Origin of the sequence: Paracoccus sp. S4493 (assembly GCF_000967735.1) — a bacterium.
GTDB lineage: Bacteria > Pseudomonadota > Alphaproteobacteria > Rhodobacterales > Rhodobacteraceae > Paracoccus > Paracoccus marcusii.
Genome location: NZ_JXYF01000018.1, coordinates 22358 through 48867 on the forward strand (window position 1 = coordinate 22358; position 26510 = coordinate 48867).

A 26510-nucleotide genomic window follows, 5' to 3' on the forward strand; every position below is an offset into this window, starting at 1 on the left:
ACGCTGCGCCGCCGTGACGCGACGCGACATCTGGCCCCTGCCGCGCGGGGCGTGCTAACGTGGTCGCCAATGATGACGGGGGCTTTGCGGTGGCGGTGATCCGGCTGTGGCTGTTCGTGCTGGCGGCGCAGGTGGTGTTCTATGTGCTGCTGCGCATGCATATCCGGTCCGGACAGGTCGAACGGCTTGAGAACCGGTGGGATGCCCGCCATCCCGACCAGGCGGGGAACACTGCCGCACGGCGTGCGTTCATCGCCAAGGCGATGGTCGGGTTCAACCGGACCCTGCGGGCGCGGCTGGCCGGCCTGGTCTTCGTGCTGCCCACGCTGGCCGTCGTGGTCATCGTCATCCTGGTCAACTGGCAATAGGAGCTGCCATGTATTATGTGCGCGTCGTCGCAGGCGTCCTGTTCGGCATCCTGGTCTTTGGCCTGCTGGATTACACCCTGCCGTCCCAGAACACGCTGCGGATCAGCAACACCTACAACCGCCTGACGGAGATCCCGCCCTCGGCCGCGATCTTCTGGGCATCCGACAGCACCGGCACGGTCGAGAACGCCCAAGGCCAGCGCGACGTGCGCTTCATCGACGCGGTGCGGCCCGGCGGGCGCGTCTTCGTCTATCGTAACGAGGATACTGGCTGGGTCTGGCCACCCTATTTCAAGTACGACAGCGCGAACCTGCAGGCCGAGGCCACGAACCTGCAATCCTCGGCGCGTGATCCGATCTGGGTCAGCGTGACCGCCTATGGTTGGCGCCTGCCGTGGATGTCGACCTATCCCAATGCGATTTCCATCAACACCGTGGCGGGCCCCGACGACCGCCCGACCAACTGGGCCGCGCTGATCGTATGTGGCGTGCTGCTGGCCTTGCTGACGCTGGTCTGGCGCATGTGGGCGCAGTTCCGTCAGCGCAGCGCAAGGAGACCGGCATGACCAACCCCGGAACCGACCTCCACCCCGACTGGTTCGAGGGCATCCGCATCAACACCCCGGCGGTCGAACGCCGCGCCGCGACGTTACCCGCGCGCCGCAGCCTGAAGAAGGATCACCAGACCGCGTGGCTTTTGAACGCGGTGCGCTGCATCGACCTGACCACGCTGGCGGGCGATGACACGCCCGACCGGGTCGCCCGTCTGTGCGCCAAGGCGCGCCAGCCGATCGCCGCCGATCTGCTGGAGGCCGTGGGCGTGACCGGGCTGACCACCGGCGCGGTCTGCGTCTATCCGACGATGGTCGCGCCCGCCAAGCGCGCCCTGGGCAACAGCGGCATCCCCGTCGCCAGCGTGGCGACTGGCTTTCCCGCAGGCCTGATGCCCCTGGACCTGCGCCTGGCCGAGATCCGCTATGCCGTGGATCAGGGCGCCGATGAGATCGACATCGTCATTACCCGCGCCCATGTGCTGCAGGGCAACTGGGCGGCGCTGTATGACGAATTGCGCGCCATGCGCGAGGCCTGCGGCGCGGCGCGGATGAAGGCGATCCTGGCCACCGGCGACCTAAAGTCGCTGGAGAATGTCGCTAAGGCCAGCCATGTGGCGATGCAGGCCGGGTCTGACTGGATCAAGACCTCGACCGGCAAGGAGGGCGTGAACGCGACCCTGCCGGTCAGCCTGGTCATGGTTCGCACCATCCGCGACTTTCATGCCCGCACCGGCATCAAGGTCGGGTTCAAGCCCGCGGGCGGCCTGCGCACCGCCAAGGACGCGATCAGCTGGCAGGTGCTGATGAACGAGGAGCTGGGCCGCGACTGGCTGGCCCCGGACCTGTTCCGCATCGGCGCCTCCAGCCTGCTGGGCGATATCGAGCGCCAGATCAGCCACCACGTGACGGGCCGCTATGCTGCCGCCCACCGCCAAGCGATTGCCTGAGGATCCGATGACCAAAGTGAGCGAGATCATGCAGACCATGGAATACGGCCCCTCGACCGAGGACGCGTCCGCGGTCCGCGACTGGCTGGCCCGGCGCGGGACGTTCGGCCATTTCATCAACGGCAGCTTCACCAAGCCGGGCGACACCTTCGAGACCCGCGACCCCGCCACCGGCGAGGTTCTGGCCCGCGTGACGCAGGGAACGGCGGACGACGTCGCGGCGGCGGTCAAGGCCGCGCGCCGCGCGCAGAAGAGCTGGGCCGCGCTGTCGGGCACCGAGCGGGCGCGGCATCTCTATGCGCTGGCCCGGCATGTGCAAAAGCGCGAACGCTTCCTGTCGGTCCTGGAGACGCTGGACAACGGCAAGCCGATCCGCGAGGCGCGCGACATCGACGTGCCGCTGGTCGCGCGGCATTTCTATCACCACGCGGGTTGGGCGGAACTGCGCGACACGCGGTTTCCGGGCCATGCCCCCCTGGGCGTCTGCGGCCAGATCATCCCGTGGAACTTTCCGCTGCTGATGCTGGCTTGGAAGGTCGCGCCGGCGCTGGCCGCGGGCAACACGGTCGTCCTGAAGCCCGCCGAATACACCCCCCTGACCGCCCTGGCCTTCGCCGAGATCTGCCAGGAGGTCGGCCTGCCCGCGGGCATCGTGAACATCGTGACCGGCGACGGGGCAACGGGCGCGGCCCTGGTCGCGGCCGAGGTCGACAAGATCGCCTTCACCGGATCGACCGAGGTCGGGCGCGGCATCGCCACCGCCTTGGCCGGGACCGGGCGCAAGCTGACGCTGGAACTGGGCGGCAAGTCGCCCTTCATGGTGATGGAGGACGCCGATCTGGACGCCGCCGTCGAGGGCGTCGTGGACAGCATCTGGTTCAACCAGGGCCAGGTCTGCTGCGCGGGGTCGCGCATCATGGTGGCGGAATCCGTGGCGGAGCGGTTCGAAACGCTGCTGTCGGCCCGCATGGCGCGGCTGCGCGTGGGCGCGCCGCTGGATAAGTCCACCGATATCGGCGCCATCGTCGATCCGGTACAAAAGGACCGCATCCTGTCGATCTGCCGCGCCGCGACAGATGCCGGGGCGGAACTGGTCGGCGGGCAGGCGCAGGAAGGCTGCTTTATCGCGCCCGGATACCTGAAGAACATCGCCCCCGCCAATCCCGGCATGGAGCAGGAGATCCTCGGCCCCATCGCCACGCTGTCGACCTTCCGCACCGCGGATGAGGCGGTCGAGCTGGCCAACAACACCCGCTATGGCCTGGCCGGATCGGTCTGGTCGGAAAGCGCGACGGTCGCCACCGACATCGCCGCGCGCATCAAGGCCGGGGTGATCTGGATCAACGGCGCCAACATGTTCGACGCCGCAGCCCCCTTCGGCGGCTATCGCGAAAGCGGTTACGGGCGCGAGGGCGGGGCCGCGGGGATGCGCGACTATCTGGCCGAACCGCCGATAAAGCCCGCGCGCGAGGTCGCCCCCAAGGCCGCCGTCGCGGTGACGGACGGGGCCGCGCCGCAGCAGGGCATCGACCGCACGGCCAAGCTCTATTACGGCGGCGCGCAGAAGCGGCCCGATGGCGGCGCGATGTATGCGGTGCCGGGCGGGCTGGCCCCCCTGGGCAGCCGCAAGGACATCCGAAACGCCGTCGAGGCCGCGACGAAGGCGGGGAAATGGGCGGCGGCGGGCGGCCATGCCCGCGCGCAGGTCCTCTATTACATTGCCGAGAACCTGTCGGCGCGGGCCGCGGAATTCGCCGCCCGCACCAGCCGGGCCGAGGTCGATGCCGCCATCGCGCGCGCCTTCCACTATGCCGCCTGGGCCGACAAGTTCGACGGTACGACCGTGCAGGCCAAACCGGGCCATCTGGTCAACGTGATCCCCGAACCGATGGGCGTCATCGGCATCGCCTGCCCGAATGCACAGCCGCTGGCGGGGTTCCTGTCGCTGGTGCTGCCCGCCATCGCCATGGGCAACGCGGTCGTGGCGATCCCCGCGCAGGACGATCCGCTGGCGGTGACGGACCTGTACCAGGTGTTCGATACCTCGGACCTGCCCGCGGGCGTGGTGAACATCGTGACCGGGGTCACCGCCGATCTGGCCGTGCCCTTGGCTGCCCATGAGGAGGTCGCGGGCTTCTGGCACGCGGGACCTGCGGCAGGTCTGGCGGCGGTGGACCGGGCGGCGGCGGGGAACCTGAAGCCGGTCTGGGCCGTGCCCGCCCGCGACTGGACCGGCGTCCACGCGCAGGGCGAGGCGTTCCTGCACCATGCGACGCGGTCCAAGACGATCTGGCTGCCCTATGGCGCCCTGCCTGCGGGCAGCGGCAGCGCGGCCTATTGAAACGAAGAAGGGGGGCCGCTTGGCCCCCCTTTTCCGTCAGCGCCCCCGGATGCGGGGGTCCATGGCGTCGCGCAGCCCGTCGCCGATATAGTTCACGCACAGCACCGTCAGCGAGATCAGCAAGCCGGGAAAGATCACCCGCCACGGATACAGCACCATCTGGTCCACGGCGTCGAACAGCAGCCGTCCCCAGGTCGGGAAGTCGGGCGGAAAGCCCAAGCCCAGGAAGGACAGCGCGCTTTCGGTGATGATCGCGGTGGCAATGCCCAGGGTCGCGGCCACCATGATCGGCGACAGCACGTTGGGCAGGATGTGGCGCGTGATCATCCGGTGCGACGGCGTGCCGATGGACCGCGCGGCCAGGATGAACTCGCGTTCCTTCAGGCCCAGCACCTCGCCGCGCACGATGCGGGCGGCCTGCATCCAGCTGGTCGCGCCGATGGCGGTCACGATCAGGAAAAAGATGCCAAGCGCCGGGCCGAAGGTCTGTGACAGCGGCTCGCGGAACAGCGTCACCATCAGCAGCAGCAAGGGCAGCAGCGGCAGCGCCAGGAACAGCTCTGTCAGGCGCATCAGCGGTGCGTCCAGCCGGCGGAAATAGCCCGACATCACGCCGATCAGGCTGCCCAGGAAGATCGCGATGATCATCGCGGTCAGGCCGACGGCGATGGACACCTGGCCGCCCGCCATCAGGCGCGCCAGCAGGTCGCGGCCCAGCTGATCGGTGCCCAGGGGATGGGCCGCGGAGAAGCCCGAGTTGCGGGCGCGGATGTCCACATAGGTCGGGTCGATCGTCCAGATCAGCGGTCCGACGGACACGAACAGGATGATCGCCACGAACAGCACCAGCGCCACCATCGCGCCGCGGTGGCTGCGGAACTGGCGCCAGACGTCGGACCACTGGCTGCGGGTCTCGACCGCGCCCTGGGGGGGCACGACCGGGGGGCTGGCGGCGGCGGGGACGGCGGCGTTGCCTGCGGCGGCGCGCAGGTCGTCGGGGGATTTGGGGTCAGTCATAGCGGATCCTCGGGTCCAGCACCCCATAGAGGATGTCTGCGATCAGGGTGAAGACGACGATCAGGATGGCAAAGATGAAGGTCAGCGTCAGGACCATCGGGATGTCGTTGCCGTGGATCGAGGTGATCAGCAGCTGTCCCAGCCCGTTCACCTTGAACACCTGTTCGGTGATGATGGCGCCGCCGAACACCGCCGGCAGGCCAAGCGCGATCACGGTCACGACCGGGATCAGGCTGTTGCGCAAGACGTGCTTCAACACGACGACGCGTTCGGACAGGCCCTTGGCTCGGGCGGTGCGGACATAGTCCTGGCCCAGGTTGTCCAGCATGGACGAGCGCATGAAGCGGCTGATCTGCGCCGCATTGTAAAGCGCCAGCACCGTCACGGGCATCACCATCTGGCGGGCCTGCTGCTTGAAGCTGGCCCAGTCGTCGACCTGCAGCGTGGTGTCATAGACCGACGGGAACCACTGCAGGTTCACCGCGAAGATGATGATCAGCACGACGCCGGTGAAGAAGGTGGGCATCGAGAACCCGATCATCGACACGAAGGTGCCGATCTGGTCGAACCAGCTGTACTGCTTGTAGGCCGAGATGATCCCGATGGGGATCGCGATCAGGATGCCCACCAGATAGGACATGCCGACCACGGTCAGGGTCTGCGGCACGCGCTGGGCGATCACGTCGAAGACGGGGCTGCGCGACTGGAAGCTGATGATGCGCTGGGCGCCGTCGCTGAAGTTCGTGCCGAACCACTGGTCGGTCCAGTACAGCGGCTCGACCCAGAAGAACTGCTTCAGCCACAGCAGATAGCGGACCGGCCAGGGCTCGCCCAGGCCCAAGGCCGCGCGCATGCGTTCGCGGACCTCCGGGGGCACGGTCAGGGGCACGTCGCCCAAGGGGTCGCCGGGCGAGGCTTCCAGCAGCAGGAAGATCACCAGCGAGATGAACAGCAATGTCGGAATGGCCAGCAGCAGCCGGCGGATGGTGAAACTCAGCATGGTGCCTCGATCCGGTGGTTTCTGGGCATCTGTGTCCCCCCGTCACGGTCCCGCGCGCCCGCGGGCCCCTGAGAGAGGGGCGCCGCCCCGGCGCAGGGCCAGGGCGGCAGGATGCATTACTGTTCGACGCGGGTCCAGTCCGCGACGTTCCAGATCTCGCTGTCCCAGGCGTTCAGCTGCACGCCGCCAAGCGTGTTCGAATGCGCCGAGGCCGTGCCGCGATAGACCAGCGGGATGATCGCGTTGCTGTCCTTGGTCAGCATGTCGTTCATCGTCCGGCCCATGGCGGCGCGTTCGTCGGCATCGACGATGCCTTCGATCTCGTCGACCATGCGGTCGTATTCCGGGTCGCAGAAGCGGCTGATGTTCTCGCCCTGCCACTGGTTGGCGGGCGAGGGCGCCTTGTCGCAGGTCCACTTGGACAGGTAGGGCGCCGGGTTGTTGCCGTCGAAGTTGTCGGCATACATCTCGACGTCGGCATAGAACTTCTGCAGCGTGTCGGGCGAACCCGCATCCGAGCCGAAGAACACCGACGCGTCGACCGTCTTCAGTTCGGTCTGGACGCCGATTTCCGACCACCACTGCTTGATCAGCGCCTGGAAGTCCTGGCGGACCGCGTTGACCGAGGTCTGGAAGACCATGTTCAGCTGCACGCCGTCCTTCTCACGCACGCCGTTGCCGCCCATCGTCCAGCCTGCCTCGTCCAGCAGCGCGTTCGCACCGGCGATGTCCTGGGTCAGGCATTCGGTGTTGTCGGACGCCCAGGCCTCGGGGGCGGGGACATAGTTGCAGGTCGGCTGGCCCGACGTGCCATAGCCGATCTCGACCAGCAGGGCGCGGTCGATGGCCATGGACAGCGCCTTGCGCACCGCCGGGTCCGACAGGAACGGATGCGGATGCGCGGCGGTCGAACGCTCGCCCTCGGGCAGCGACGACGACGGGTCGGTCAGGTTGACGTGGATGCGTTCCACCAGCGTGCCGAAGGCAGCCGAGACCTTGCCGCGGCCCGCGGCCTCCATGCCGGCGATGACGTCGGGGGCCAGCTGGGTGTTCCAGGCATAGTCGAACTCGCCCGTCTCCATCACGGCGCGCGCCGCACCGGCCGCATCGCCGCCGCCCTTGACCAGCACGGTCGCGAAGGCGGGCTTGGCCGGGTCGCGGTATTCCGGGTTCGCCTCGAGGCTGATCGTGTCGTTGGTCAGGAACTGGGTGACGCGGAACGGGCCGGTGCCGATCGGGCCGAAGTTCTGGTCGGTGCAGGTCGGCGCGTTCACGCCCTTGCAGGCCTCGAACTGCGCCTTCTGCAGGATCGGCGACTGCGATCCGACGAAGGCCGAGAACGGGTCGGCGCGCGGCGAATCGAAGGTGACCTTGACGGTCTGCGGATCGACCGCCTCGACCGCGGTGATGCCCTCGAACTTGGCCAGCTGCGCGCAGCCACCCTCGGGGTCCATGCAGTATTCGGCGGTGAAGACGACGTCATCGGCGGTCAGCGGCGTGCCGTCCGACCATTTCACGTCGTCGCGCAGCTTCCAGGTGACCGAGGTCAGGTCCTCGGCGATGCCGCCGTTCTCCAGCGACGGGATCTCGGTCACCAGGCGCGCATAGATCTGGCCTTCGGTGTCGTAGCCCGCCAGCGGTTCAAGGACCAGGCTGCCGGCGATGACTTCCTTGGTGCCGCCCGACAGATAGGGGTGCATCAGGGTCGGGGCCTGCCACATGATGATGTTCAGCTGGCCGTCGCTGCCGCGTTCCGCGAAAGCGGCAGGGGCCATCGCCAGCGTGGCGGCGGCGCCCATCAGACCGGTTCTCAGTTTCATTACACTCTCCTGTTGGGTGTTGCGGCCCGCGGGGGGTTCCACGCCACCTTCAGCCATTCGGGGGCTGATCGTCTTGTCGCGTCCCCGATTGTCCGGGTGGTTGTTCGTGTTGTCATCGTCCCTGCGGAATGCGCGCATCATCGAACGAAGCCTGCGCGAAAGGCAAGACCCATCGCACATGCGTTTGGGCTTTGACTTTCCCCGGGCAATGGCTAGCCTGCTGGCTTGATCTTTCCCGGGGGCCCCAGATGCTTGACGACAAACCTCTTGTTTCCATTGAGAAACTGCGGGTCGAATTCGAAACCAACGATGGGGTCGTGGTCGGCGTCAAGGATGTCAGCTTCAACATCAAGCCGGGCGAATGCGTCTGCGTGGTGGGCGAATCCGGGTCGGGAAAATCGGTCAGCTCGCTGTCGCTGATGCGGTTGGTGGAATTCGGCGGGGGCACCATCGCGGGCGGCCAGCTGATGTTCGAACAGGATGACGGCAAGGTCGTCGACCTGGCCCGCCAGAACAGCGCCGCGATGCGCGACATCCGCGGCAACCAGATCGGCATGATCTTCCAGGAGCCGATGACCGCGCTGAACCCGGTCTTCACCGTTGGCGACCAGCTGGTCGAGGGGTTGATCACCCATCGCGGCCTGAAGAAGGCCGAGGCCCGCGCCCGCGCGCTGGAGATCCTGCGCCAGGTCCGCATTCCCGAACCCGAACGCCGGCTGGACCAGTATCCGCACGAACTGTCGGGCGGCATGCGCCAGCGCGTCGTGATCGCCATCGCCATGGCCTGCGAGCCGCGCCTGCTGATCTGCGACGAACCCACGACCGCGCTGGACGTGACGATCCAAGCGGAGATCCTGGCGCTGATCGACCGGCTGAAGCGGGAAAAGCAGATTGCCGTCCTTTTCATCACCCATGACATGGCCGTGGTCGCCCAGATGGCCGACCGGGTGGTGGTCATGTATCGCGGCGAGAAGGTCGAGGAAGGCCCGGTCGAGCAGATCTTCGAGAATCCTCAGCGGGATTACACCAAGATGCTGCTGGCCGCCGTCCCGCGCCTAGGCGAGATGACCGGCAAGGCCGCCCCCGAACGCCTGCGCCTGATGAGCGACGGATCGACCGGCGCCCCCGAACCCATCGTCGTCGCCAACCCCACGCCACTGCTGACGGTCAAGAACCTGACCACGCGGTTCAAGGTCAAGGGCGGCCTGCTGCGCCGCACCGTCGCGCGGGTGCACGCGGTCGAGGATGTCAGCTTTACCATCAACGCCGGCGAGACGCTGTCGCTGGTGGGGGAATCCGGCTGCGGCAAGTCCACCTGCGGGCGGTCGATCCTGCGCCTGGTCGAGCCCGAATCGGGCACGGTCGACCTGGGTGGCACCGACATCATCGGCCTGTCGGCGAACGCGCTGCGCAAGTCGCGCCGCGACATGCAGATGATCTTTCAGGACCCGTTCGCCAGCCTGGACCCGCACATGAAGCTCTACGACCAAGTCGCAGAGCCGATGGAGAACTATGGCATCGGCAGCAAGTCCGAACGCCAGGACCGCATCGCGGCCCTGTTCGACCGGGTGGAACTGCCGCGCAGCTTCATGCGCCGCTATCCGCACGAGATGTCGGGCGGCCAGCGCCAGCGCATCGCCATTGCCCGCGCCCTGGCGCTGAACCCCAAGCTGATCATCGCGGACGAGGCCGTGTCGGCGCTGGACGTGTCGGTCCAGGCGCAGGTGCTGAACCTGCTGATGGAGCTGCAGCAGGACCTGGGCATATCGATGCTGTTCATCAGCCATGACATGGCCGTCGTCGAACGCGTCAGCCACCATGTGGGCGTGATGTATCTGGGCCGCATCGTCGAACTGGGCACCCGCCGGCAGGTCTTCGAGAACCCCCAGCACAGCTATACCCGCCAGCTGATGTCGGCGGTGCCCGTGGCCGACCCGCGCCAGAAGAAGATCAGCGAGGATCTCAGCTTCAAGCCCATCCCGTCGCCCATGCACCCGGTCGATTACGTGGCCAAGCCGTCCGTCTACCGAGAGGTCGCGCCGGGGCACCGCGTGCTGGTCGATCCGGTCACCCACGGCTGATCGTTTTTCGGGCAGGGCGTGGCGGGGTGCCCCTGGCCCCTCTTGCAGATCGTGCAGGAAATCGCCACCCTGCGTCCGAAGGAGACAACCATGCCCGTCAAGAACCGCTTTGCCGAACTGCTGCCCGAAATCACCGCCTGGCGCCGCGATTTCCACGAACATCCCGAACTGCTGTACGACGTCCACCGCACCGCGGGCCGCGTGGCCGACCTGCTGCGCGAATTCGGCTGTGACGAGGTCACCGAGGGCGTGGGCCGCACCGGCGTCGTCGGCGTCATCAAGGGCCGGACCGACAGCAAGGGCCGCGTCGTGGGCCTGCGCGCCGACATGGACGCGCTGCCGATCATCGAGCAGACGGGCGTGGAATACGCGTCGAAGACGCCGGGCAAGATGCATGCCTGCGGCCATGACGGCCACACCGCCATGCTGCTGGGTGCGGCCAAGTACCTGGCCGAGACGCGCAATTTCGACGGCACCGCCATCGTGATCTTCCAGCCCGCGGAAGAAGGCGGTGCCGGGGGCGAGGCGATGGTCCTGGACGGGCTGGTCGACCGCTGGAAGATCGACGAATTCTATGGCATGCACAACATGCCCGGCATGCCGGTGGGCCAGTTCTCGATCCGGCCCGGCGCGATGATGGCGGCGGCCGATCAGTTCGATATCACCGTGACCGGCAAGGGCGGCCATGCCGCAAAGCCCCATGAATGCATCGACACCACCCTGACCGCCGCCCAGATCGTCGTGGCGTTGCAGTCGGTCGTGGCGCGCAACATCGACCCGCTGAAGAACGCGGTGATCTCGGTCTGCGTGGTGTCGACGGATTCGACGGCGCATAACGTGATCCCGCAGGTCGTCCAGCTGAAGGGCACCGCCCGCAGCTTGGCCCCCGAGGTCCGCGATCAGCTGGAGGAGGGGATCAAGCGCGTCGCCACCAACATCGCCGCCGCGATGGGCGCACGCGCCGATGTCGATTACCAGCGTGGCTATCCGGTCACCATGAACGACCCGCAGGCGACGGAATGGGCCGCCGACGTGGCGCGCGACATCTCGGGCGGGGTGAACATGGACATGCAGCCGATGATGGGCGGCGAGGATTTCAGCTATATGCTGAACGAACGTCCGGGCGCCTATATCTGGGTCGGCAACGGCGACACGGCGATGGTCCATCACCCGGCCTACAACTTCAACGACGACGCGATCCCGGCGGGCTCCAGCTGGTATGCGGGCATGGTCGAGGCGCGGCTGCCGGCGGCCTAATGCAGGCCGCCTGATGTCGCGGGCGGCCCCCCGCCGTCGCAAACGTGATTGCCCTTCGCGGGCAATGCGTTGAAATGCCGGTGGCGTTCGCGCCATCGGCAAAACGGGGACCCCATATGAAGACCTTCACCCTGCGCGTGACCTGCGCCTCGACCCGCGGCATCGTCGCGGCGATTTCCGGCGCGCTGGCGGATGCGGACTGCAACATCACCGACAGCGCCCAGTTCGACGACGTCGAGACGGGTCGGTTCTTCATGCGGGTCAGCTTCCGCTCCGAAGGGGCCGCGACGCTGGAGAGCCTGCGCGCGATGTTCGCGCCCATCGCCACGCGGTTCGGCATGGAGGTCGAGGTCACCGACGATGCCGTCAAGAAGAAGGTGCTGATCATGGTCAGCCGGTTCGGGCACTGCCTGAACGACCTTCTGTACCGCTGGCGCATCGGTGCCCTGCCGATCGAGATCGTTGGCGTCGTGTCGAACCACCACGAATACCAGAAGGTCGTCGTAAACCACGACATCCCCTTCCACATGATCCGCGTCACGCCCGAGAACAAGGCCGAGGCCGAGGCCCGCCAGATGGAGATCATCGACCAGACCGGGGCCGAACTGGTCGTGCTGGCGCGCTATATGCAGGTGCTGTCGGACCGGATGTGCCAGCAGATGTCGGGGCGGATCATCAACATCCACCATTCCTTCCTGCCCAGCTTCAAGGGGGCGAACCCCTACAAGCAGGCCTATGAGCGAGGCGTCAAGCTGATCGGCGCGACCAGCCATTACGTCACCGCCGACCTGGACGAAGGCCCGATCATCGAACAGGACACGGTCCGTGTGACCCATGCCCAGTCCCCCGGCGACTATGTCTCCCTTGGCCGCGACGTCGAGGCGCAGGTGCTGGCCCGCGCGGTCCATGCCCATATCCACGGCCGCGTCTTCCTGAATGCGGCCAAGACGGTGGTCTTCCCGCCGTCGCCCGGCAGCTATGCCAGCGAGCGGATGGGTTAACGCACCGCCTCGAACTCGGCCGCATCGGCGTCGCGCTGATCCTGGACGGCCTGGTTTGCACTGTCGCGCGCGGCCTCCAGTGTGCTGCGGATTTCTGCCGCGCGGGCGTCATGGGCGTCATGCGCGGCCGTCAGCGCGGCGCGCAGCGCGGCCTGCTGGTCGGGGGTCAGATCCTGGTCGCGTGACCAGGCACGCACCCGGTTGCTCTCGCGCAGCGAACGGCCACCGATGCAGTTGTTCAGCCGCAGCAGCGCACCTCCGGCGGCGTTGGAATTGCGCAGCTGGGTCATCGACGCCTGGTTGTTGGTTCTCAGCATCTCGAAGCTGTTGGCGTTCCAGCGACGCCTTTCCTTGATCTCGCGCGCCAGCTCGCTTTGCGTGGTGACGGGGGTGAACAGGCCGCCCCCAGCCTGGGCTACGGCCTCCAGCTGGGCGCGTTCGTCGGCGGGCAGGTCCAGCCCTAGGATGTTGACGACGGCGCGGATGTCGCCGTCATGCAGGGCGCGCGCCTGTTCCACGGGATCGCCGCCGCAGGTCTCCTCTCCGTCCGACACGACATAGACGACCTGTTCGCCCGCCGTGTCTGACGGCGCCAGTTGCGCCCCGGCGGCGGCCAGCGCATCGGCCAAGGGCGTCCAGCCCGCCGGTTCCAGCGCCTGCGCCGCCGCCTTCAGCGCCGTGGTATCGTCGGTGGCGGGCACCAGGGTCTCGACTCCCGCACAGCTTTCGGCGCGACCGGCATCATCGTTCGTGCCCCGATGGCCAAAGGCCACCAGGCTGGCGGTCACGTCATCAGGCAGGTCGTCCAGCAGGGCATCGACCGCCTGCCGTGCCGCCGCCATCTTGGTGTCGCTGCCAAGCGCACCCGCCATCGACCCGGATGCGTCGAAGGCCACCACCAGCCGCCGCAGGGGCACCGGGGCGTCCGTCGCACCCCGGAAATCGGCATCGCGCTGGTCGTCGCGCATCTGTGGCATGTCGGTGAAGCAGGCGTCGATATCCTCGCCCCGGTCCTGCAGGAAGCGCGCCAGCAGCGCGTCGGCGTCCTGCGCCAGGGCAGGGGCGGTGGACAGCAGCAGGGCGGTCAGGGCAAGCAGGCGCATCAGGCGGCCTCCGGTATCGGTTGCGCACAGTATCGCCGGGGTCGCGGCCGGATGTCATCATCGCGGCCAGGCCTGCGCGGGATGTCGCCGGAACGACGAACGCCCCGGCCGTTTCGGACCGGGGCGCGCAGGGTGTCGGTCAGGGCCGCTTACTGCGGGATCTGGGCGGTGATGCCCTCGACGTAGAAGTTCATCGACTGCAGGTCCGCGTCGCTGGCGGGCTCTCCCTCGGCCAGCCAGACGGTGCCGTCGGCCTTGTTCAGCGGCCCGGTGAAGGGGTGGTATTCGCCCGCGCCGATGGCGTCGCGCAGGGCCTCGGCCTCGGCCTTGACCTCGGCGGGGACGGCGTCGGTGATCTCTCCGATCACGACCTCTCCGTCCCCGATGCCCGCCCAGCTGGACCCGCTTTCCCAGGTGCCGTCCAGCACCGCGCCGACGCGCTTGATGTAATAGGGCGACCATTCATCGATGATCGAGGCCACCCGCGGGCTGGGCTTGAACGCCGCCATGTCGCTGGCCTGACCGAATCCGATGGCGCCGGCCTGCTGGGCCTGGGCCAGGGGCGCGGTCGAATCGGTGTGCTGCAGGATCACGTCCACGCCCTCGGCCAACAGCGCCGACGCGGCCTCGGCCTCCTTGGCGGGGTCGAACCAGCTGTATGCCCAGACGACGCGCATCTCCACATCCGGGTTCACCTTGCGTGCATGGATGAAGCTGGAGTTGATGCCCTGGATCACCTCGGGGATCGGGAAGGACCCGATATAGCCGATCTTGTTCGATTCCGTCATGCGGCCCGCAATGGTGCCGATGACCGCCCGACCCTCGTAGAAGCGCGCGTCATAGGTCGCGACGTTCTCGGCGGTCTTGTAGCCGGTGGCATGTTCGAACTTGATGTCGGGAAACTTGGCCGCGACGTTCATCACCGGGTCCATGAAGCCGAAGCTGGTCGCGAAGATTAGCTCGTTCCCGGCCAGGGCCAGCTGGGTCAGGGCGCGTTCGGCGTCGGCGCCTTCCGGCACGCTCTCGATGAAGGTGGTCTCGACGCGGTCGCCGAACTCGGCCTCGACGGCCTGGCGGGCCAGGTCGTGCTGATAGGTCCAGCCGCCGTCACCCACGGGGCCCACATAGATGAAGCCGACCTTCAGCGGCTCGTCCTGGGCCATGGCCGGGGCGGCCATCGCGGTCATCAGGGCGGCGGCCGTGGCCAGAAGATGTCTGCGGTTCATGGTATCCCTCTTGGTTGGTATGGCCGCGGTTCTACCGCAGCGCGTGGAAGTTGGTCCCAAGCGAGCCGGGGGCAGCCGCCCCCGCGCGCCGCGAGTATTTCTGCCGGGCCGAGATGGCCACCAGCACGATGATGGTCGCCAGATAGGGCGCCATCGACAGCAGCTGCACCGGCACCTGCACGCCCGCCGCCTGCAGGCGCAGCTGCAGCACGGTAACGCCGCCGAAAAGCCAGGCCCCCGCCAGGACGCCCGCCGCCGTCCAGTTCGAGAAGACCACGATCGCCAGCGCGATCCAGCCCGCCCCGGCGGTCATCCCCTCGGTCCATTGCAGGACCGTCGCGATCGATATGAATGCCCCGCCGATCCCCGCCATCGCGCCGCCAAAGGCGATGGCCGCCAGACGGGTCAGGCGCACGTCATAGCCCAGGGCGTGGGCGGCCTCGTGGTTCTCTCCGACGCCGCGCAGGACCAGGCCGCGCCGGGTGCGGTTCAGGAACCACCAGACGACCGGCACCATCGCCAGCCCCAGCCACACGATCCAGTTGATGCGCAGCGGCCCGATCGGCATGGGCGGTGCCTTGACCCCCTCGAACGGCTTGCCGAACATCGCGGCCAGGCCCAGGCCGAACAGGGTCAGCGCCAGGCCCGATGCGACCTGGTTGGCCAGGAACAGCTGCGTCAGCGCCGCGAACAGCAGTGATATGGCCGCCCCGGCCACGGCCGCGACCAGAAACCCCAGAAACGGATTGCCGCTAGCATAGGCGGCGGCAAAACCGGCCAGCGCGCCGGTGATCATCATCCCCTCGACCCCCAGGTTCAGGACGCCCGCGCGTTCCACGACCAGTTCGCCCAGGGCGGCGAACAGGATCGGGGTCGAGGCCGAGATCAGCAGCAGAAAGACGGACAGGGGGTCGATCATGCGGTGCGCCTTCTGCGGATCTGATAGCGGGTCAGGACGTCGAAGCCCAACAGGAAGAACAGCAGCATCCCCTGGAACACCTGCACGGTCGCGGCGGGCAGCGACATGGTCAGCTGAGCCAGTTCGCCCCCGATATAGGTCAGCGCCAGCAGCAGTCCCGCCAGCAGGATGCCCACCGGGTGCAGCCGCCCCAGGAACGCCACGATGATCGCGGTGAACCCGTATCCGACGCCCAGCTTGTCGGTGATCTGGCCCGCGGGGCCCGCGACCTCGAACAGGCCCGCGCCACCGGCCAGCGCGCCCGACAGGCCCAGGCAGAACGCGACCAGCGTCTGCGGCCGCACGCCCGCGAACCGCGCGGCGCGCGGCGCGGTGCCGGCGGCGCGGATGTGGAACCCGCGGATGTGGCGGCTCATCAGGAACCATGTGGCCAGGACCGCGGCGGCGGCGGCCACGACGCCCCAATGCGCGCCGGTCCCGGCGATCAGCTCGGGGTTCGCGGCCGAGGGGTATTGCTGCAGGTTGCGCGATCCGGGAAAGCCCATGCCCTGCGGGTTGCGCATCGGGCCGAAGGCCATCCATGCCGCGATCCGCTGCGCGACATAGACCAGCATCAGCGACACCAGGATTTCCGATGCGCCGAACCAGTTCCTGAGCATCGCGGGGATCATGCCCCAGGCCCAGCCCCCGGCCAGTCCGGCCGCGACCATCAGCGGGAACAGCCACCAGGCCTCCAGCGGATACAGCGCCAAGGCGACCGCGGCGCCGGTGATGCCGCCGATGATGTACTGCCCCTCGGCCCCGATGTTCCAGATGCCGGCGCGAAAGCCGATGGCCAGCCCGGAGGCGATCAGGATCAGCGGCGCGGCCTTGATCAGAAGCTGCGGCCGGGAATAGCCGGCGGCAGGGCCGAACAGCGGGTCCCAGAAGATCGTGCGGATCGCCGCGACCGGGTCATGGCCCAGCATCGCGAACAGCAGCCCGCCGGCGATCATCGTGGCCAGCACGGCCATGACCGGCGTCGCGACCTGCCAGCCGGTCGAGGCGCTTTGGCGCGGGATCAGCGTGATCATAGATGCGCCTCTTCCATGCCATGTGCGCCACCCAGCATCAGGCCGATGCGGTCCAGCGTCAGGCCGTCGGTGGGGACGGGGGGCGACAGGCGGCCTTCGTTCAGGGCGCAGAAACGGTCGGACAGTTCCAAAAGCTCATCCAGATCCTGAGAGATGACGATGACGCCCGCGCCCTGGCGGGCCAGGTCCAGCAGCGATTGCCGCACACTGGCTGCCGCTCCCGCATCCACGCCCCAGGTGGGCTGGTTCACGACCAGCACGCGCGGGTTCTGCATGACCTCTCGGCCGATGACGAATTTCTGCAGGTTGCCGCCGGACAGGGCGCGGGCCGCGACATGGGGCCCGGGGATGCGCACGTCGAACTCCTCGATCACCGCCAGCGCATAGTCGCGCGCCGCCCGGTGGTCGATCAGCCCGCCGCGGACCAAGGACTTGCGGCTGCCCGCGGTCAGCAGCGTATTCTCGGTCAGGCTGAAATCGGGGACGGCGGCATGGCCCAGCCGGTCCTCGGGCGCGCTGAGCAGGCCCTTGACGCGGCGCGGTTCAGGGCCGGCGGCTGACAGGTCCGCGCCTTCCAGCGTGACGGTGCCGGGCGCGGTCGGTGCCTCGCCCGACAGGGCGGCCAACAGCTCCTCCTGGCCGTTGCCGGCGACGCCGCCGATGCCCAGGATCTCTCCGGCCCGCAGGGACAGGGCGATGTCCTTCAGCGCGGTGCCCTCGGCATTGGGGGCGGGCTGGGACAGGGCGCGCACCTCCAGCAGGACGGCGCCGGGCTGGCGACCGCTGCGGTCGATCTGGCGCATCTGGCCGCCGACCATCATCGCGGCCAGGTCGCGGGCGGAATGGGCGCGGGGGTCGCAGCTGTCCACGACCTTGCCGTGCCGCAGGATCGTGGCGCGGTCGCAATGGCTGCGAATCTCGTCCAGCTTGTGGCTGATGTAAAGGATCGCGGTGCCTTGGGCCGCCAGCTTGCGCAGGGTCGCGAACAGCAGCTCGGCCTCCTGCGGGGTCAGCACGCTGGTCGGCTCGTCCATGATCAACAGGCGGGGGTTCTGCAACAGGCAGCGGATGATCTCGACCCGCTGGCGTTCGCCGGCCGACAGGGTGACGATGCGCCGCGCGGGGTTCAGCGGCAGGCCGAAATCATGGCTGACCTTGGTGATGCGCGCCGACAGTTCGCGCCGCGGCGGCGGGTTCTCCATCCCCAGGGCGATGTTCTCGGCGACCGTCAGCGCGTCGAACAGGCTGAAATGCTGGAACACCATCGCCACGCCCGCCGCGCGCGCCGCCCGCGGATCGGAGGGCGCATGGGCGCCGTCGCCCAGCCACATCTGCCCGTCATCGGGGCGCACCAGCCCATAGATCATCTTGACCAGCGTCGACTTGCCCGCGCCGTTCTCGCCCAGCAGGGCGTGGATCTCTCCGGGCATGACGTGGAACGACACGTCGTCATTGGCGCGGACGCCGGGATAGGACTTGCCCAGACCCCTGGCGCGGAACACGGGCATGTCGGTCAATTCTGTCCCCTTGGTCAAATTCCTGACCTGCTTAGACCGCAATTCGGCAGCCGCGCAATTGCACTGTTTGGTCACGCTGCGATACTGTCCCGATCATGGCCGCAAAATCCCCCCGATTCATCCATCTTCGCACACATTCCGAGCATTCTTTGCTGGAAGGTGCCATTCCAGTAGGCAAATTGCCAAGCCTTGCCTTCGAGGCAGGCATGCCGGCGGTCGCGCTGACCGACACGAACAACATGTTCGCCGCGCTGGAATTCAGCGTGAAGGCCCGCGACAAGGGCATCCAGCCCATTATCGGTTGTCAGGTGACCCTGATGGCCGAGGCCACCGGGCCGGTCGTCCTCCTGGCGCAGAACCAGGCGGGGTGGATGAACCTGATGGCGCTGTCCACCTGCCTCTATCTGCGCGAGGGCGGGGCGCTGCCGCATGTGACGGTCGACGAGCTGTGCGCCAAGGCCGAGGGGCTGATCTGCCTGACCGGGGGCGCAACGGGCCCCTTGGGGCTGCTGATCGCGCAGGGCCAGATGCCCAAGGCCGAGGCGCTGGTGGACCGGCTGGCGGCGTCCTTCGGCGACCGGCTCTATGTCGAACTGCAGCGCCATCCCGGCGAGAACGGCCAGCTGATGGCCGCCGAGGCCGCGTCCGAGGGCGGTCTGGTCGATCTGGCCTATGCCAAGGGTCTGCCGCTGGTGGCGACGAACGATGTCTATTTTCCCAAGACCACCATGTACGAGGCGCATGACGCGCTGATCTGCATCGCCGAGAAAGCCTATGTCGACCAGTCCCAACCCCGTCGCCGCCTGACGCCCCAGCATTACTTCAAATCGGCCGAGGAGATGGCCGTCCTATTCGCCGACCTGCCCGAGGCGATCGAGAACACGGTGGAAATCGCGCGCCGCTGCGCCTTCGCGGTGTCCAAGCACGCGCCGATCCTGCCCAGGTTCGCCGATGACGAGGTGACCGAACTGCGTCGCCAGGCCCATGCCGGCCTGGCCGAGCGCCTGAAGGTGATTCCCCATGCGGTCACGGTCGAGGAATACACCGCGCGGCTGGATTTCGAGCTGGGCATCATCGAACAGATGGGCTTTCCCGGCTATTTTCTGATCGTGGCCGATTTCATCCATTGGGCCAAGGAACAGGGCATCCCGGTCGGTCCCGGCCGCGGGTCGGGCGCCGGTTCGCTGGTCGCCTATGCGCTGACCATCACCGACCTTGATCCGCTGCGCTACAACCTGCTGTTCGAGCGGTTCCTGAACCCCGAACGGGTCAGCATGCCGGATTTCGACATCGACTTCTGCATGGACCGCCGCGAGGAGGTGATCCGTTACGTGCAGGGCAAGTACGGGGCCGACAAGGTGGGCCAGATCATCACCTTCGGCGCGCTGCTGTCCAAGGCGGCGGTGCGCGACGTGGGCCGCGTCCTGCAGCTGCCCTTCGGCCAGGTGGACCGCCTGTCCAAGATGATCCCGGTCGAGGGCGTGAAACCCGTCAGCATCGCCAAGGCCCGCGCCGACGAGCCGCGCCTGCGCGAGGCCGCGCGCGAGGAGGTGGTGGCCCGCCTGCTGGATTACGCCGAACAGCTGGAGGGCCTCTATCGCAACGCCTCGACCCACGCGGCGGGCGTGGTGATCGGTGACCGACCGCTGGACCAGCTGGTGCCGCTGTACCGCGATCCGGCATCCGATATGCCGGCGACCCAGTTCAACATGAAATGGGTGGAGCAGGCCGGCCTGGTCAAGTTCGACTTCCTGGGCCTCAAGACGCTGACGGTGATCCAGAATGCGGTCGACCTGATCAACGGTCAGGGCCGTCCGCTGCACATCGCCGCCGACGGGCGGCAGTTGTACGACCCCGCGCCGGGGACGGAAAACCAGATCAACCTGATCCCGCTGGACGACAAGGCCAGCTACGACCTGTTCGCCAGCGCGCGCACGGTCGCGGTGTTCCAGGTGGAATCCAGCGGCATGATGGACGCGCTGCGCCGCATGAAACCCACCTGCATCGAGGACATCGTGGCGCTGGTGGCGCTGTACCGTCCCGGCCCGATGGAGAACATCCCGACCTATTGCGAGGTCAAGAACGGCCTGCGCGACCTGGAATCGATCCACCCGACCATCGACGACATCCTGGCCGAGACCCAGGGCATCATCGTCTATCAGGAACAGGTGATGCAGATCGCGCAGGTCATGGCGGGATATTCGCTTGGCGGCGCCGACCTGCTGCGCCGGGCGATGGGCAAAAAGATCGCGGCCGAAATGGCCAAGGAGCGGCCCAAGTTCGTCAAGGGCGCGGTCGCCAACGGCGTGCCCGACAAGAAGGCCGGAGAGGTCTTCGACCTGCTGGAAAAGTTCGCTAACTATGGCTTCAACAAGTCGCACGCGGCCGCCTATGCCGTGGTCAGCTATCAGACCGCGTGGCTGAAGGCGAACCACCCGGTCGAGTTCATGGCCGCGGTGATGAACTGCGACATCCATCTGACCGACAAGCTGGCCGTTTACAAACGCGAATGCGATCGGATGGGGATCGAGATCGTGCCGCCCTGCGTCAACCGCTCGGCGCCGACCTTCACCGTGGGGCCGGGGCGCATCCACTATGCCCTGGGCGCGCTGAAGGGCGTGGGCCTGGAGGCGATGCGCCTGATCCACGATGCGCGCGCGGACCAGCCGTTCCGCGACATCCACGACCTGGCACGGCGCACCGACATGAAGCGGGTGGGCAAGCGCCCGCTGGAGATGCTGGCCCGCGCCGGCGCCTTCGACGGGCTGGACGACAACCGTGCACGGGTGATGAAGTCGCTGGACGGGCTGGTCGCCTGGTCGGCAGCGGTCCAGAGCCAGGCCGCCTCCAGTCAGACGTCGCTGTTCGGGGGCGGAGAGGATCTGCCGCCGCCGCGTGCCCCCCTGTCGGGCATCTGGCTGCCGACCGAGAAGCTGGGAGAGGAGCACAAGGCCGTCGGATTCTATCTGTCCGGGCATCCGCTGGACGACTATCTGCCGGCCCTGCGCCGCAAGAAGGTGATGACCTTGGCCGAGATCAGCCAGGACGCGCTGAACGGCCCGCTGGTCGCCCAGATCGCGGGCACGGTCGCCGCGCGGATGGAGCGCAAGTCCGCCAAGGGCACCGCCTATGCCTTCGTCAGCCTGTCGGACCCCACGGGGCTGTATGAGGTCACGGTGTTCTCGGACCTGCTGACCGCCAGCCGCGACAAGCTGGAACCGGGCGCCAGCGTCGTGCTGCAGGTCAAGGTCGAGCCGTCGGGCGATCAGGTTAAGATGCTGGCCAATTCGGTCACCGCGCTGGAGGACGCCGTGGCCGACGCGGGCGCAGGCTGCCTTGCGGTCGAGATGCAGGGCGCCGACACGATCCCGCGCCTGGTCGAGGTGCTGACCCGCATCCGCACCGACATCATCGTGCCGCCTCGGTCGCGCGGCCCGATCCGCCTGCGCATCCGCGAGGGTGACGAGATCATCGAGATCGAGGTCGCCAACGACGCCCCCCTGACCACCCCCGCGCGTCAGGCGCTGCGCGCGGTGCCCGGCGTGCTGGACGTGGTCGAGGAGTGAGCCGGGCGTCTTCGTCGTTCGAATACCTATGGCCCGCCGTGGCATGCCCCTAGCCAGATGTTCGCGCTTCGTGCTAGCAATCGGAAAAAAGAGGGCGGCATGAAGGTCTTGGGTATCGATCCCGGTTTGCGGAACATGGGCTGGGGGATGATCGAGGTCGACGGATCGCGCATCCGTCACATCGCCAACGGCACCATCCATTCGGACGGCGCGCAGGATCTGGGCGCGCGGCTGTCGGTCCTGTTCCGAGGTCTGTGCGCGGTCATCGCGACCCATGCCCCCGACGAGGCCGCGGTCGAGCAGACCTTCGTCAACAAGGACGCGACCGGGACGCTGAAGCTGGGGCAGGCGCGGGGCGTGGCCCTGCTGGCGCCAGCCGAGGCGGGGATATCGGTCGGGGAATACGCGCCCAACGCGGTCAAGAAGACCGTCGTGGGCGTGGGGCACGCGGGCAAGGAGCAGGTCCAGCACATGGTCCGCATCCAGTTGCCCGGGGCGGTCTTCGACAGCGCGGACGCGGCGGATGCACTGGCCATCGCCATCTGTCACGCCCGTCATCTGCAGGGACGGTCGCTGCGGGTCGCCACGCCCAAGCGGGGCGCGGCATGATCGGGCGGATCGCGGGGGTCATCCTGCACCGGGCGCGCGATCACGTGCTGATCGACGTGCGGGGCGTGGGATACATCGTGCATGTCAGCGAGCGGACGGCGGCGGGGCTGCCGCCGGTGGGGCAGGCGGCGGCGCTGTATACCGAACTGGTGGTGCGCGAGGATCTTTTGCAGCTGTTCGGATTCCCGACCATGCTGGACAAGGAGTGGCACCGGCTGCTGACGTCGGTCCAGGGGGTCGGTGCCAAGGTGTCGCTGGCGATCCTGAGCACGCTGGGCCCCGAGGGGCTGGGCCGGGCGATCGCGCTGGGGGACTGGGCGTCGGTGCGCAAGGCGAACGGGGTCGGTCCCAAGCTGGCGCAGCGGATCGTGCTGGAACTGAAGGACAAGGCGCCCTCGGTCATGGCCTTGGGCGGCGCACTGACCATTGATGCGGGGGACGTTGCCGCGGGCGGTCATGCGGAGGAGCCGGGCATCGAGCCCGGCCCCTCCGCGGCATCCGCGCGCGGTCGCGCCGATGCCCCCGCCCCCGCGACCGGCGCGCATCAGGGTCAGGCGATGGCGGATGCGCTGTCGGCGCTGACCAATCTGGGCTATGGTCCGTCCGAGGCGGCATCCGCCGTGGCCGAGGCGCAGGCGCGGGAACCGGCGGCGGCCATGCCCGCGTTGATCCGCGCGGCGCTGCGTCTGCTGGCGCCCAAGGACTGAACCGGAGGTCTGAACATGGCAGGAAACGTCAAGGTCTTCATGCTGATGGCGGCGCTGACCGCGCTGGTCATGGCCTTGGGCTGGATGCTGGGCGGATCGGGCGGTGCGGTGATGGCGCTGGTGATCGCGGGGGGCATGAACTTCTTCAGCTATTGGAACAGCGACAAGATGGTCCTGCGTCAGCAGGGGGCGGTCGAGTTGTCGCCCCAACAGGGGGCCGAACTGCACGCGATGACCGCGCGGCTGGCCGAGCGCGCGCAGATGCCGATGCCCAAGCTGTACCTGCTGCCGACCCAGCAGCCCAATGCCTTTGCCACCGGGCGCAATCCGCAGAACTCCGCCGTGGCGGTGACGCAGGGGCTGCTGAACCACCTGTCCGCCGACGAGATCGAGGGCGTGATCGCCCATGAGCTGGCCCATATCCGGCATCGCGACACGCTGACCATGACCGTCACCGCGACCATGGCCGGCGCCATCGCGATGATGGGGAACATGATGCTGTTCGCGGGAAACCGCGAGGGGCGGGGCGGCATGATCGGCGGCATCCTGGCGATGATCCTGGCGCCGATGGCCGCGATGATGGTGCAGATGGCGATCTCTCGTGCGCGGGAATACGAGGCGGATGCGACCGGCGCGCAGATCAGCGGCAAGCCGCGGGCGCTGGCCTCGGCGCTGAGCCGGATCGCGCAGGCGGCGGGGCGCAGCGTGAACCTGCCGGCCGAGAAGAACCCCGCCGCCGCGGCGATGTTCATCATCAACCCACTGCACGCGATGCGGGCCGACCGGCTGTTCACCACCCACCCCCCGACCGAGGAGCGGATCGCCCGGCTGATGGCGATGGATGGCACGGCCCCGCGTGACCCGGCCCCCGCCGCCGGACCAAGCCGCATCCCCCGCACCGGCGCCGCGCCGCGCACGCCCTGGGGCCGCGGATGACCGGGCCGGACCCTGACCTGCGCCCCGAAAAGCTGGACAGCGATGTCGAGGATCGCGCGTTGCGCCCGCAGAACCTGTCCGAATTCGTGGGCCAGGCCGAGGCGCGCGCGAACCTGAAGGTGTTCATCGAAAGCGCCAAGATGCGCGGCAAGGCGATGGACCACACGCTGTTCTTCGGCCCCCCGGGACTGGGCAAAACCACGCTGGCGCAGATCATGTCGCGCGAACTGGGGGTGAACTTCCGCATGACATCCGGGCCGGTCATCGCGCGGGCGGGGGACCTGGCCGCGATCCTGACCAACCTCGAGGCGCGCGACGTCCTGTTCATCGACGAGATCCACCGCATGAACCCCGCGGTGGAGGAGATCCTGTACCCCGCGATGGAGGATTTCGAGCTGGATCTTGTGATCGGCGAGGGCCCGGCCGCGCGCACCGTGCGGATCGAGTTGCAGCCCTTCACGCTGGTGGGGGCGACCACGCGGCTTGGCCTGCTGACCACGCCGCTGCGCGACCGGTTCGGCATTCCGACCCGGCTGCAGTTCTATGAGATCGCGGAGCTAGACCTGATCGTGCAGCGCGGCGCGCGGCTGATGGGGATCAGCGCCGATCCCGAAGGCACGCTGGAGATCGCGCGCCGCGCCCGCGGCACGCCCCGCATCGCGGGCCGGCTGCTGCGCCGCGTGGTCGATTTCGCGCTGGTGGAGGGGAACGGCCGCCTGACGCGCGAGATCGCCGATATCGCGTTGAACCGGCTGGGGGTGGACGATCTGGGCCTGGACGGGGCCGACCGGCGGTACCTGACGCAGATGGCGCAGCATTACGCGGGCGGACCCGTGGGGGTCGAGACGCTGTCCGCCGCCCTGTCCGAGAGCCGCGACGCCATCGAGGAGGTGATCGAGCCCTATCTGCTGCAGCAGGGCTTGGTCGCGCGTACCCCACGCGGGCGCATGCTGACCCAGGGGGCCTGGCGCCATCTGGGCCTGGACATGCCGGTCCCCACCGGTCAGGCGACGCTGTTCGACGTCTGATTGCGGACGGGACCGATCGCGCGTATTTTGGCCCCCATGAGCCATCACCTGACATTGCGCGTCTATTACGAAGACACCGACCTGGCCGGGTTCGTCTATTATGCGAACTATCTGAAATACATCGAGCGGGGGCGGTCCGAATGGATGCGCGCCACCGGCATCGACCAGATGCGCATGAAGGAGACGTCGGGCCATGTCTTCGCCGTCCGCCATATCGAGGCCGACTATCTGCGCCCCGCGCGCTTCGACGACCTGCTGACCGTGGTCACCGACCTGTCGCACGCCACGGCCGCGCGGATCGTGGTCGACCAGCAGGTGCTGCGCGGCGATGAGGTGCTGTTTTCGGCGCGGGTGACGATCGTCAGCCTGGACGGGCGGGGACGTCCCGTGCGCCTGCCCGCTGCCCTGTCGCGGGCGCTGCCGGAGGGCTGAACCCGTGGCCTCTGCCGCGCGGATGCGGCAACACGGACGCAGGTTGATGAAAATTGACGCCATTGTGTTGCCGCGGGGGCTGAAACCCGTGGCAATTACAGGGTAACAGGCCGCAACGCCGGGCTGCCAGGGGGCAGTTGCGGCCCCTGATGATGAGGCAGTAGACCATGGAACCCATTCAGGCCGCCGAGGCCATCGACTTTTCGGCCGTGGCTTTGTTCTGGCGATCCTCGCTGACGGTGCAGGTGGTCATGATCATGCTGATCGCGGCCTCGTTCTGGTCCTGGGCGATCATCGTGCAGAAGTTCCTGACCTTTGCGCAGGCGCGCAAGGAGGCCGCCCGCTTTGACCGCGCCTTCTGGTCCGGAGAGCCCTTGGACGATCTTTATGACCGGCTTGGCGACCGTCCCAAGGGGCCGTCCGAACGGATCTTTTCCGCGGGCATGACCGAATGGCGCCGCAGCCACCGCGATGACGGGCGGCTGATCGCGGGCGGCATCGGGCGCATCGACCGGGCCATGAACGTGGCCATCCAGCGCGAGGAACAGCGCCTGTTCCGCGGCCTGTCCTTCCTGGCGACCGTGGGGTCGACCGCGCCCTTCATCGGCCTGTTCGGCACCGTCTGGGGCATCAAGTCCGCATTCGAGGGTATCGCCCTGACCCAGGACACCAGCCTGGCCGTCGTGGCGCCGGGCATCGCCGAGGCCCTGCTGGCGACCGCCCTGGGCCTGGTCGCGGCCATCCCGGCCGTCGTCTTCTACAACAAGCTGTCGGGCGATGCGGAACGCATCACCGGCGGATGGGAGGCATTCTCGGACGAGTTCTCGACGCTTCTGTCGCGTCAGATGGACGAGGCCTGACATGGCATCCGGGGTCGTCAAGCGCGTCCGCAGCAAGGGCCGTCGGCGCAACCTGCCGATGTCCGAGATCAACGTCACGCCCTTCGTGGACGTGATGCTGGTGCTGCTGATCATCTTCATGGTCGCGGCGCCGCTGATGACGGCGGGC

At 68.0% G+C, this 26510-nt stretch carries 23 protein-coding genes; 15 read left to right on the plus strand and 8 right to left on the minus strand.

The genetic code is table 11. The features are described 5' to 3' along the window. The first annotated feature begins 59 nt into the window (after positions 1-59). The 4 genes from TW83_RS03785 to TW83_RS03800 are packed head-to-tail and all read left to right on the plus strand — an operon-like array spanning position 60 to position 4210. Positions 60-368, plus strand: coding sequence for a hypothetical protein (locus TW83_RS03785; RefSeq protein WP_052714614.1), 309 nt, complete (start codon positions 60-62; stop codon positions 366-368). Between the two features lie 8 nt (positions 369-376). Next, positions 377-934, plus strand: a complete 558-nt coding sequence (locus TW83_RS03790; protein ID WP_046001470.1) for a DUF1523 family protein — start codon at positions 377-379, stop codon at positions 932-934. After that, positions 931-1869 carry a deoxyribose-phosphate aldolase gene (gene deoC / locus TW83_RS03795; RefSeq protein WP_045981442.1) on the plus strand — a complete coding sequence of 313 codons (939 nt, stop codon included), beginning with the start codon at positions 931-933 and terminating at the stop codon, positions 1867-1869. The genes TW83_RS03790 and deoC overlap by 4 nt, the downstream gene beginning before the upstream one ends. A 7-nt stretch (positions 1870-1876) precedes the next feature. Then, positions 1877-4210, plus strand: coding sequence for an aldehyde dehydrogenase family protein (locus TW83_RS03800; protein WP_045981467.1), 2334 nt, complete (start codon positions 1877-1879; stop codon positions 4208-4210). Between the two features lie 36 nt (positions 4211-4246). Here TW83_RS03800 and TW83_RS03805 read toward each other — a convergent pair whose 3' ends face one another. The 3 genes from TW83_RS03805 to TW83_RS03815 all read right to left on the minus strand — a co-directional run bounded on the left by TW83_RS03805 (position 4247) and on the right by TW83_RS03815 (position 8047). Further along, complete coding sequence (locus TW83_RS03805) at positions 4247-5227, minus strand: ABC transporter permease (RefSeq protein WP_045981443.1); 981 nt, start codon at positions 5225-5227, stop codon at positions 4247-4249. Continuing rightward, positions 5220-6227 (minus strand): ABC transporter permease, encoded by a 1008-nt coding sequence (locus tag TW83_RS03810; protein ID WP_045981444.1) that lies wholly within the window; start codon positions 6225-6227, stop codon positions 5220-5222. The genes TW83_RS03805 and TW83_RS03810 overlap by 8 nt, the downstream gene beginning before the upstream one ends. Positions 6228-6343: 116 nt before the next feature. After that, complete coding sequence (locus TW83_RS03815; protein ID WP_045981445.1) at positions 6344-8047, minus strand: peptide ABC transporter substrate-binding protein; 1704 nt, start codon at positions 8045-8047, stop codon at positions 6344-6346. Positions 8048-8295: 248 nt separating this feature from the next. Here TW83_RS03815 and TW83_RS03820 point away from each other — a divergent pair, with 248 nt between their 5' ends. From TW83_RS03820 to purU, 3 genes are all read left to right on the plus strand, one after another. After that, positions 8296-10128: an ABC transporter ATP-binding protein gene (locus TW83_RS03820; RefSeq protein ID WP_045981446.1), complete on the plus strand. Its 1833-nt coding sequence runs from the start codon at positions 8296-8298 to the stop codon at positions 10126-10128. 90 nt (positions 10129-10218) lie between these two features. Then, positions 10219-11385 carry a M20 aminoacylase family protein gene (locus tag TW83_RS03825; RefSeq protein WP_045981468.1) on the plus strand — a complete coding sequence of 389 codons (1167 nt, stop codon included), beginning with the start codon at positions 10219-10221 and terminating at the stop codon, positions 11383-11385. 116 nt (positions 11386-11501) lie between these two features. Then, on the plus strand, positions 11502-12386 hold the full coding sequence (gene purU, locus TW83_RS03830; RefSeq protein WP_045981447.1) for a formyltetrahydrofolate deformylase: 885 nt from the start codon (positions 11502-11504) through the stop codon (positions 12384-12386). On the opposite strand, the gene TW83_RS03835 is transcribed toward purU, so the two are convergent. From TW83_RS03835 to TW83_RS03855, 5 genes are all read right to left on the minus strand, one after another. Further along, positions 12383-13489: a VWA domain-containing protein gene (locus TW83_RS03835; protein WP_045981448.1), complete on the minus strand. Its 1107-nt coding sequence runs from the start codon at positions 13487-13489 to the stop codon at positions 12383-12385. The two genes, purU and TW83_RS03835, sit on opposite strands and share 4 nt — an antisense overlap. Positions 13490-13638: 149 nt before the next feature. After that, complete coding sequence (locus TW83_RS03840) at positions 13639-14715, minus strand: BMP family ABC transporter substrate-binding protein (protein WP_045981449.1); 1077 nt, start codon at positions 14713-14715, stop codon at positions 13639-13641. A 31-nt stretch (positions 14716-14746) separates the two neighbouring features. Beyond that, the gene (locus TW83_RS03845) at positions 14747-15634 is read right to left on the minus strand and encodes an ABC transporter permease (protein WP_045981450.1); all 888 of its coding nucleotides are present in this window, start codon (positions 15632-15634) and stop codon (positions 14747-14749) included. After that, positions 15631-16707, minus strand: coding sequence for an ABC transporter permease (locus TW83_RS03850; RefSeq protein WP_045981451.1), 1077 nt, complete (start codon positions 16705-16707; stop codon positions 15631-15633). The genes TW83_RS03845 and TW83_RS03850 overlap by 4 nt, the downstream gene beginning before the upstream one ends. After that, positions 16704-18215: an ABC transporter ATP-binding protein gene (locus TW83_RS03855; RefSeq protein ID WP_204245714.1), complete on the minus strand. Its 1512-nt coding sequence runs from the start codon at positions 18213-18215 to the stop codon at positions 16704-16706. The genes TW83_RS03850 and TW83_RS03855 overlap by 4 nt, the downstream gene beginning before the upstream one ends. A gap of 104 nt (positions 18216-18319) precedes the next feature. Here TW83_RS03855 and dnaE point away from each other — a divergent pair, with 104 nt between their 5' ends. The 8 genes from dnaE to TW83_RS03895 all read left to right on the plus strand — a co-directional run. Then, on the plus strand, positions 18320-21790 hold the full coding sequence (gene dnaE / locus TW83_RS03860) for a DNA polymerase III subunit alpha (RefSeq protein ID WP_045981453.1): 3471 nt from the start codon (positions 18320-18322) through the stop codon (positions 21788-21790). A 99-nt stretch (positions 21791-21889) separates the two neighbouring features. Beyond that, the gene (gene ruvC, locus TW83_RS03865) at positions 21890-22399 is read left to right on the plus strand and encodes a crossover junction endodeoxyribonuclease RuvC (RefSeq protein WP_045981454.1); all 510 of its coding nucleotides are present in this window, start codon (positions 21890-21892) and stop codon (positions 22397-22399) included. Next, positions 22396-23106: a Holliday junction branch migration protein RuvA gene (gene ruvA, locus TW83_RS03870; protein WP_045981455.1), complete on the plus strand. Its 711-nt coding sequence runs from the start codon at positions 22396-22398 to the stop codon at positions 23104-23106. Before ruvC ends, ruvA begins: the two co-directional genes overlap by 4 nt. Positions 23107-23121: 15 nt before the next feature. Next, positions 23122-24042 (plus strand): zinc metalloprotease HtpX, encoded by a 921-nt coding sequence (gene htpX / locus TW83_RS03875; protein ID WP_045981456.1) that lies wholly within the window; start codon positions 23122-23124, stop codon positions 24040-24042. Next, entirely contained in the window at positions 24039-25070 is a 1032-nt protein-coding gene (gene ruvB / locus TW83_RS03880) for a Holliday junction branch migration DNA helicase RuvB (RefSeq protein WP_045981457.1), read from the plus strand. Before htpX ends, ruvB begins: the two co-directional genes overlap by 4 nt. Positions 25071-25106: 36 nt before the next feature. Next, complete coding sequence (ybgC, locus tag TW83_RS03885; protein ID WP_045981458.1) at positions 25107-25502, plus strand: tol-pal system-associated acyl-CoA thioesterase; 396 nt, start codon at positions 25107-25109, stop codon at positions 25500-25502. A 167-nt stretch (positions 25503-25669) separates the two neighbouring features. Beyond that, positions 25670-26362 (plus strand): protein TolQ, encoded by a 693-nt coding sequence (gene tolQ, locus TW83_RS03890; protein WP_045981459.1) that lies wholly within the window; start codon positions 25670-25672, stop codon positions 26360-26362. A 1-nt stretch (position 26363) separates the two neighbouring features. Further along, positions 26364-26510, plus strand: a 147-nt coding sequence (locus TW83_RS03895) for a biopolymer transporter ExbD (RefSeq protein WP_045981460.1), incomplete at its 3' end; no start/stop codon positions are given.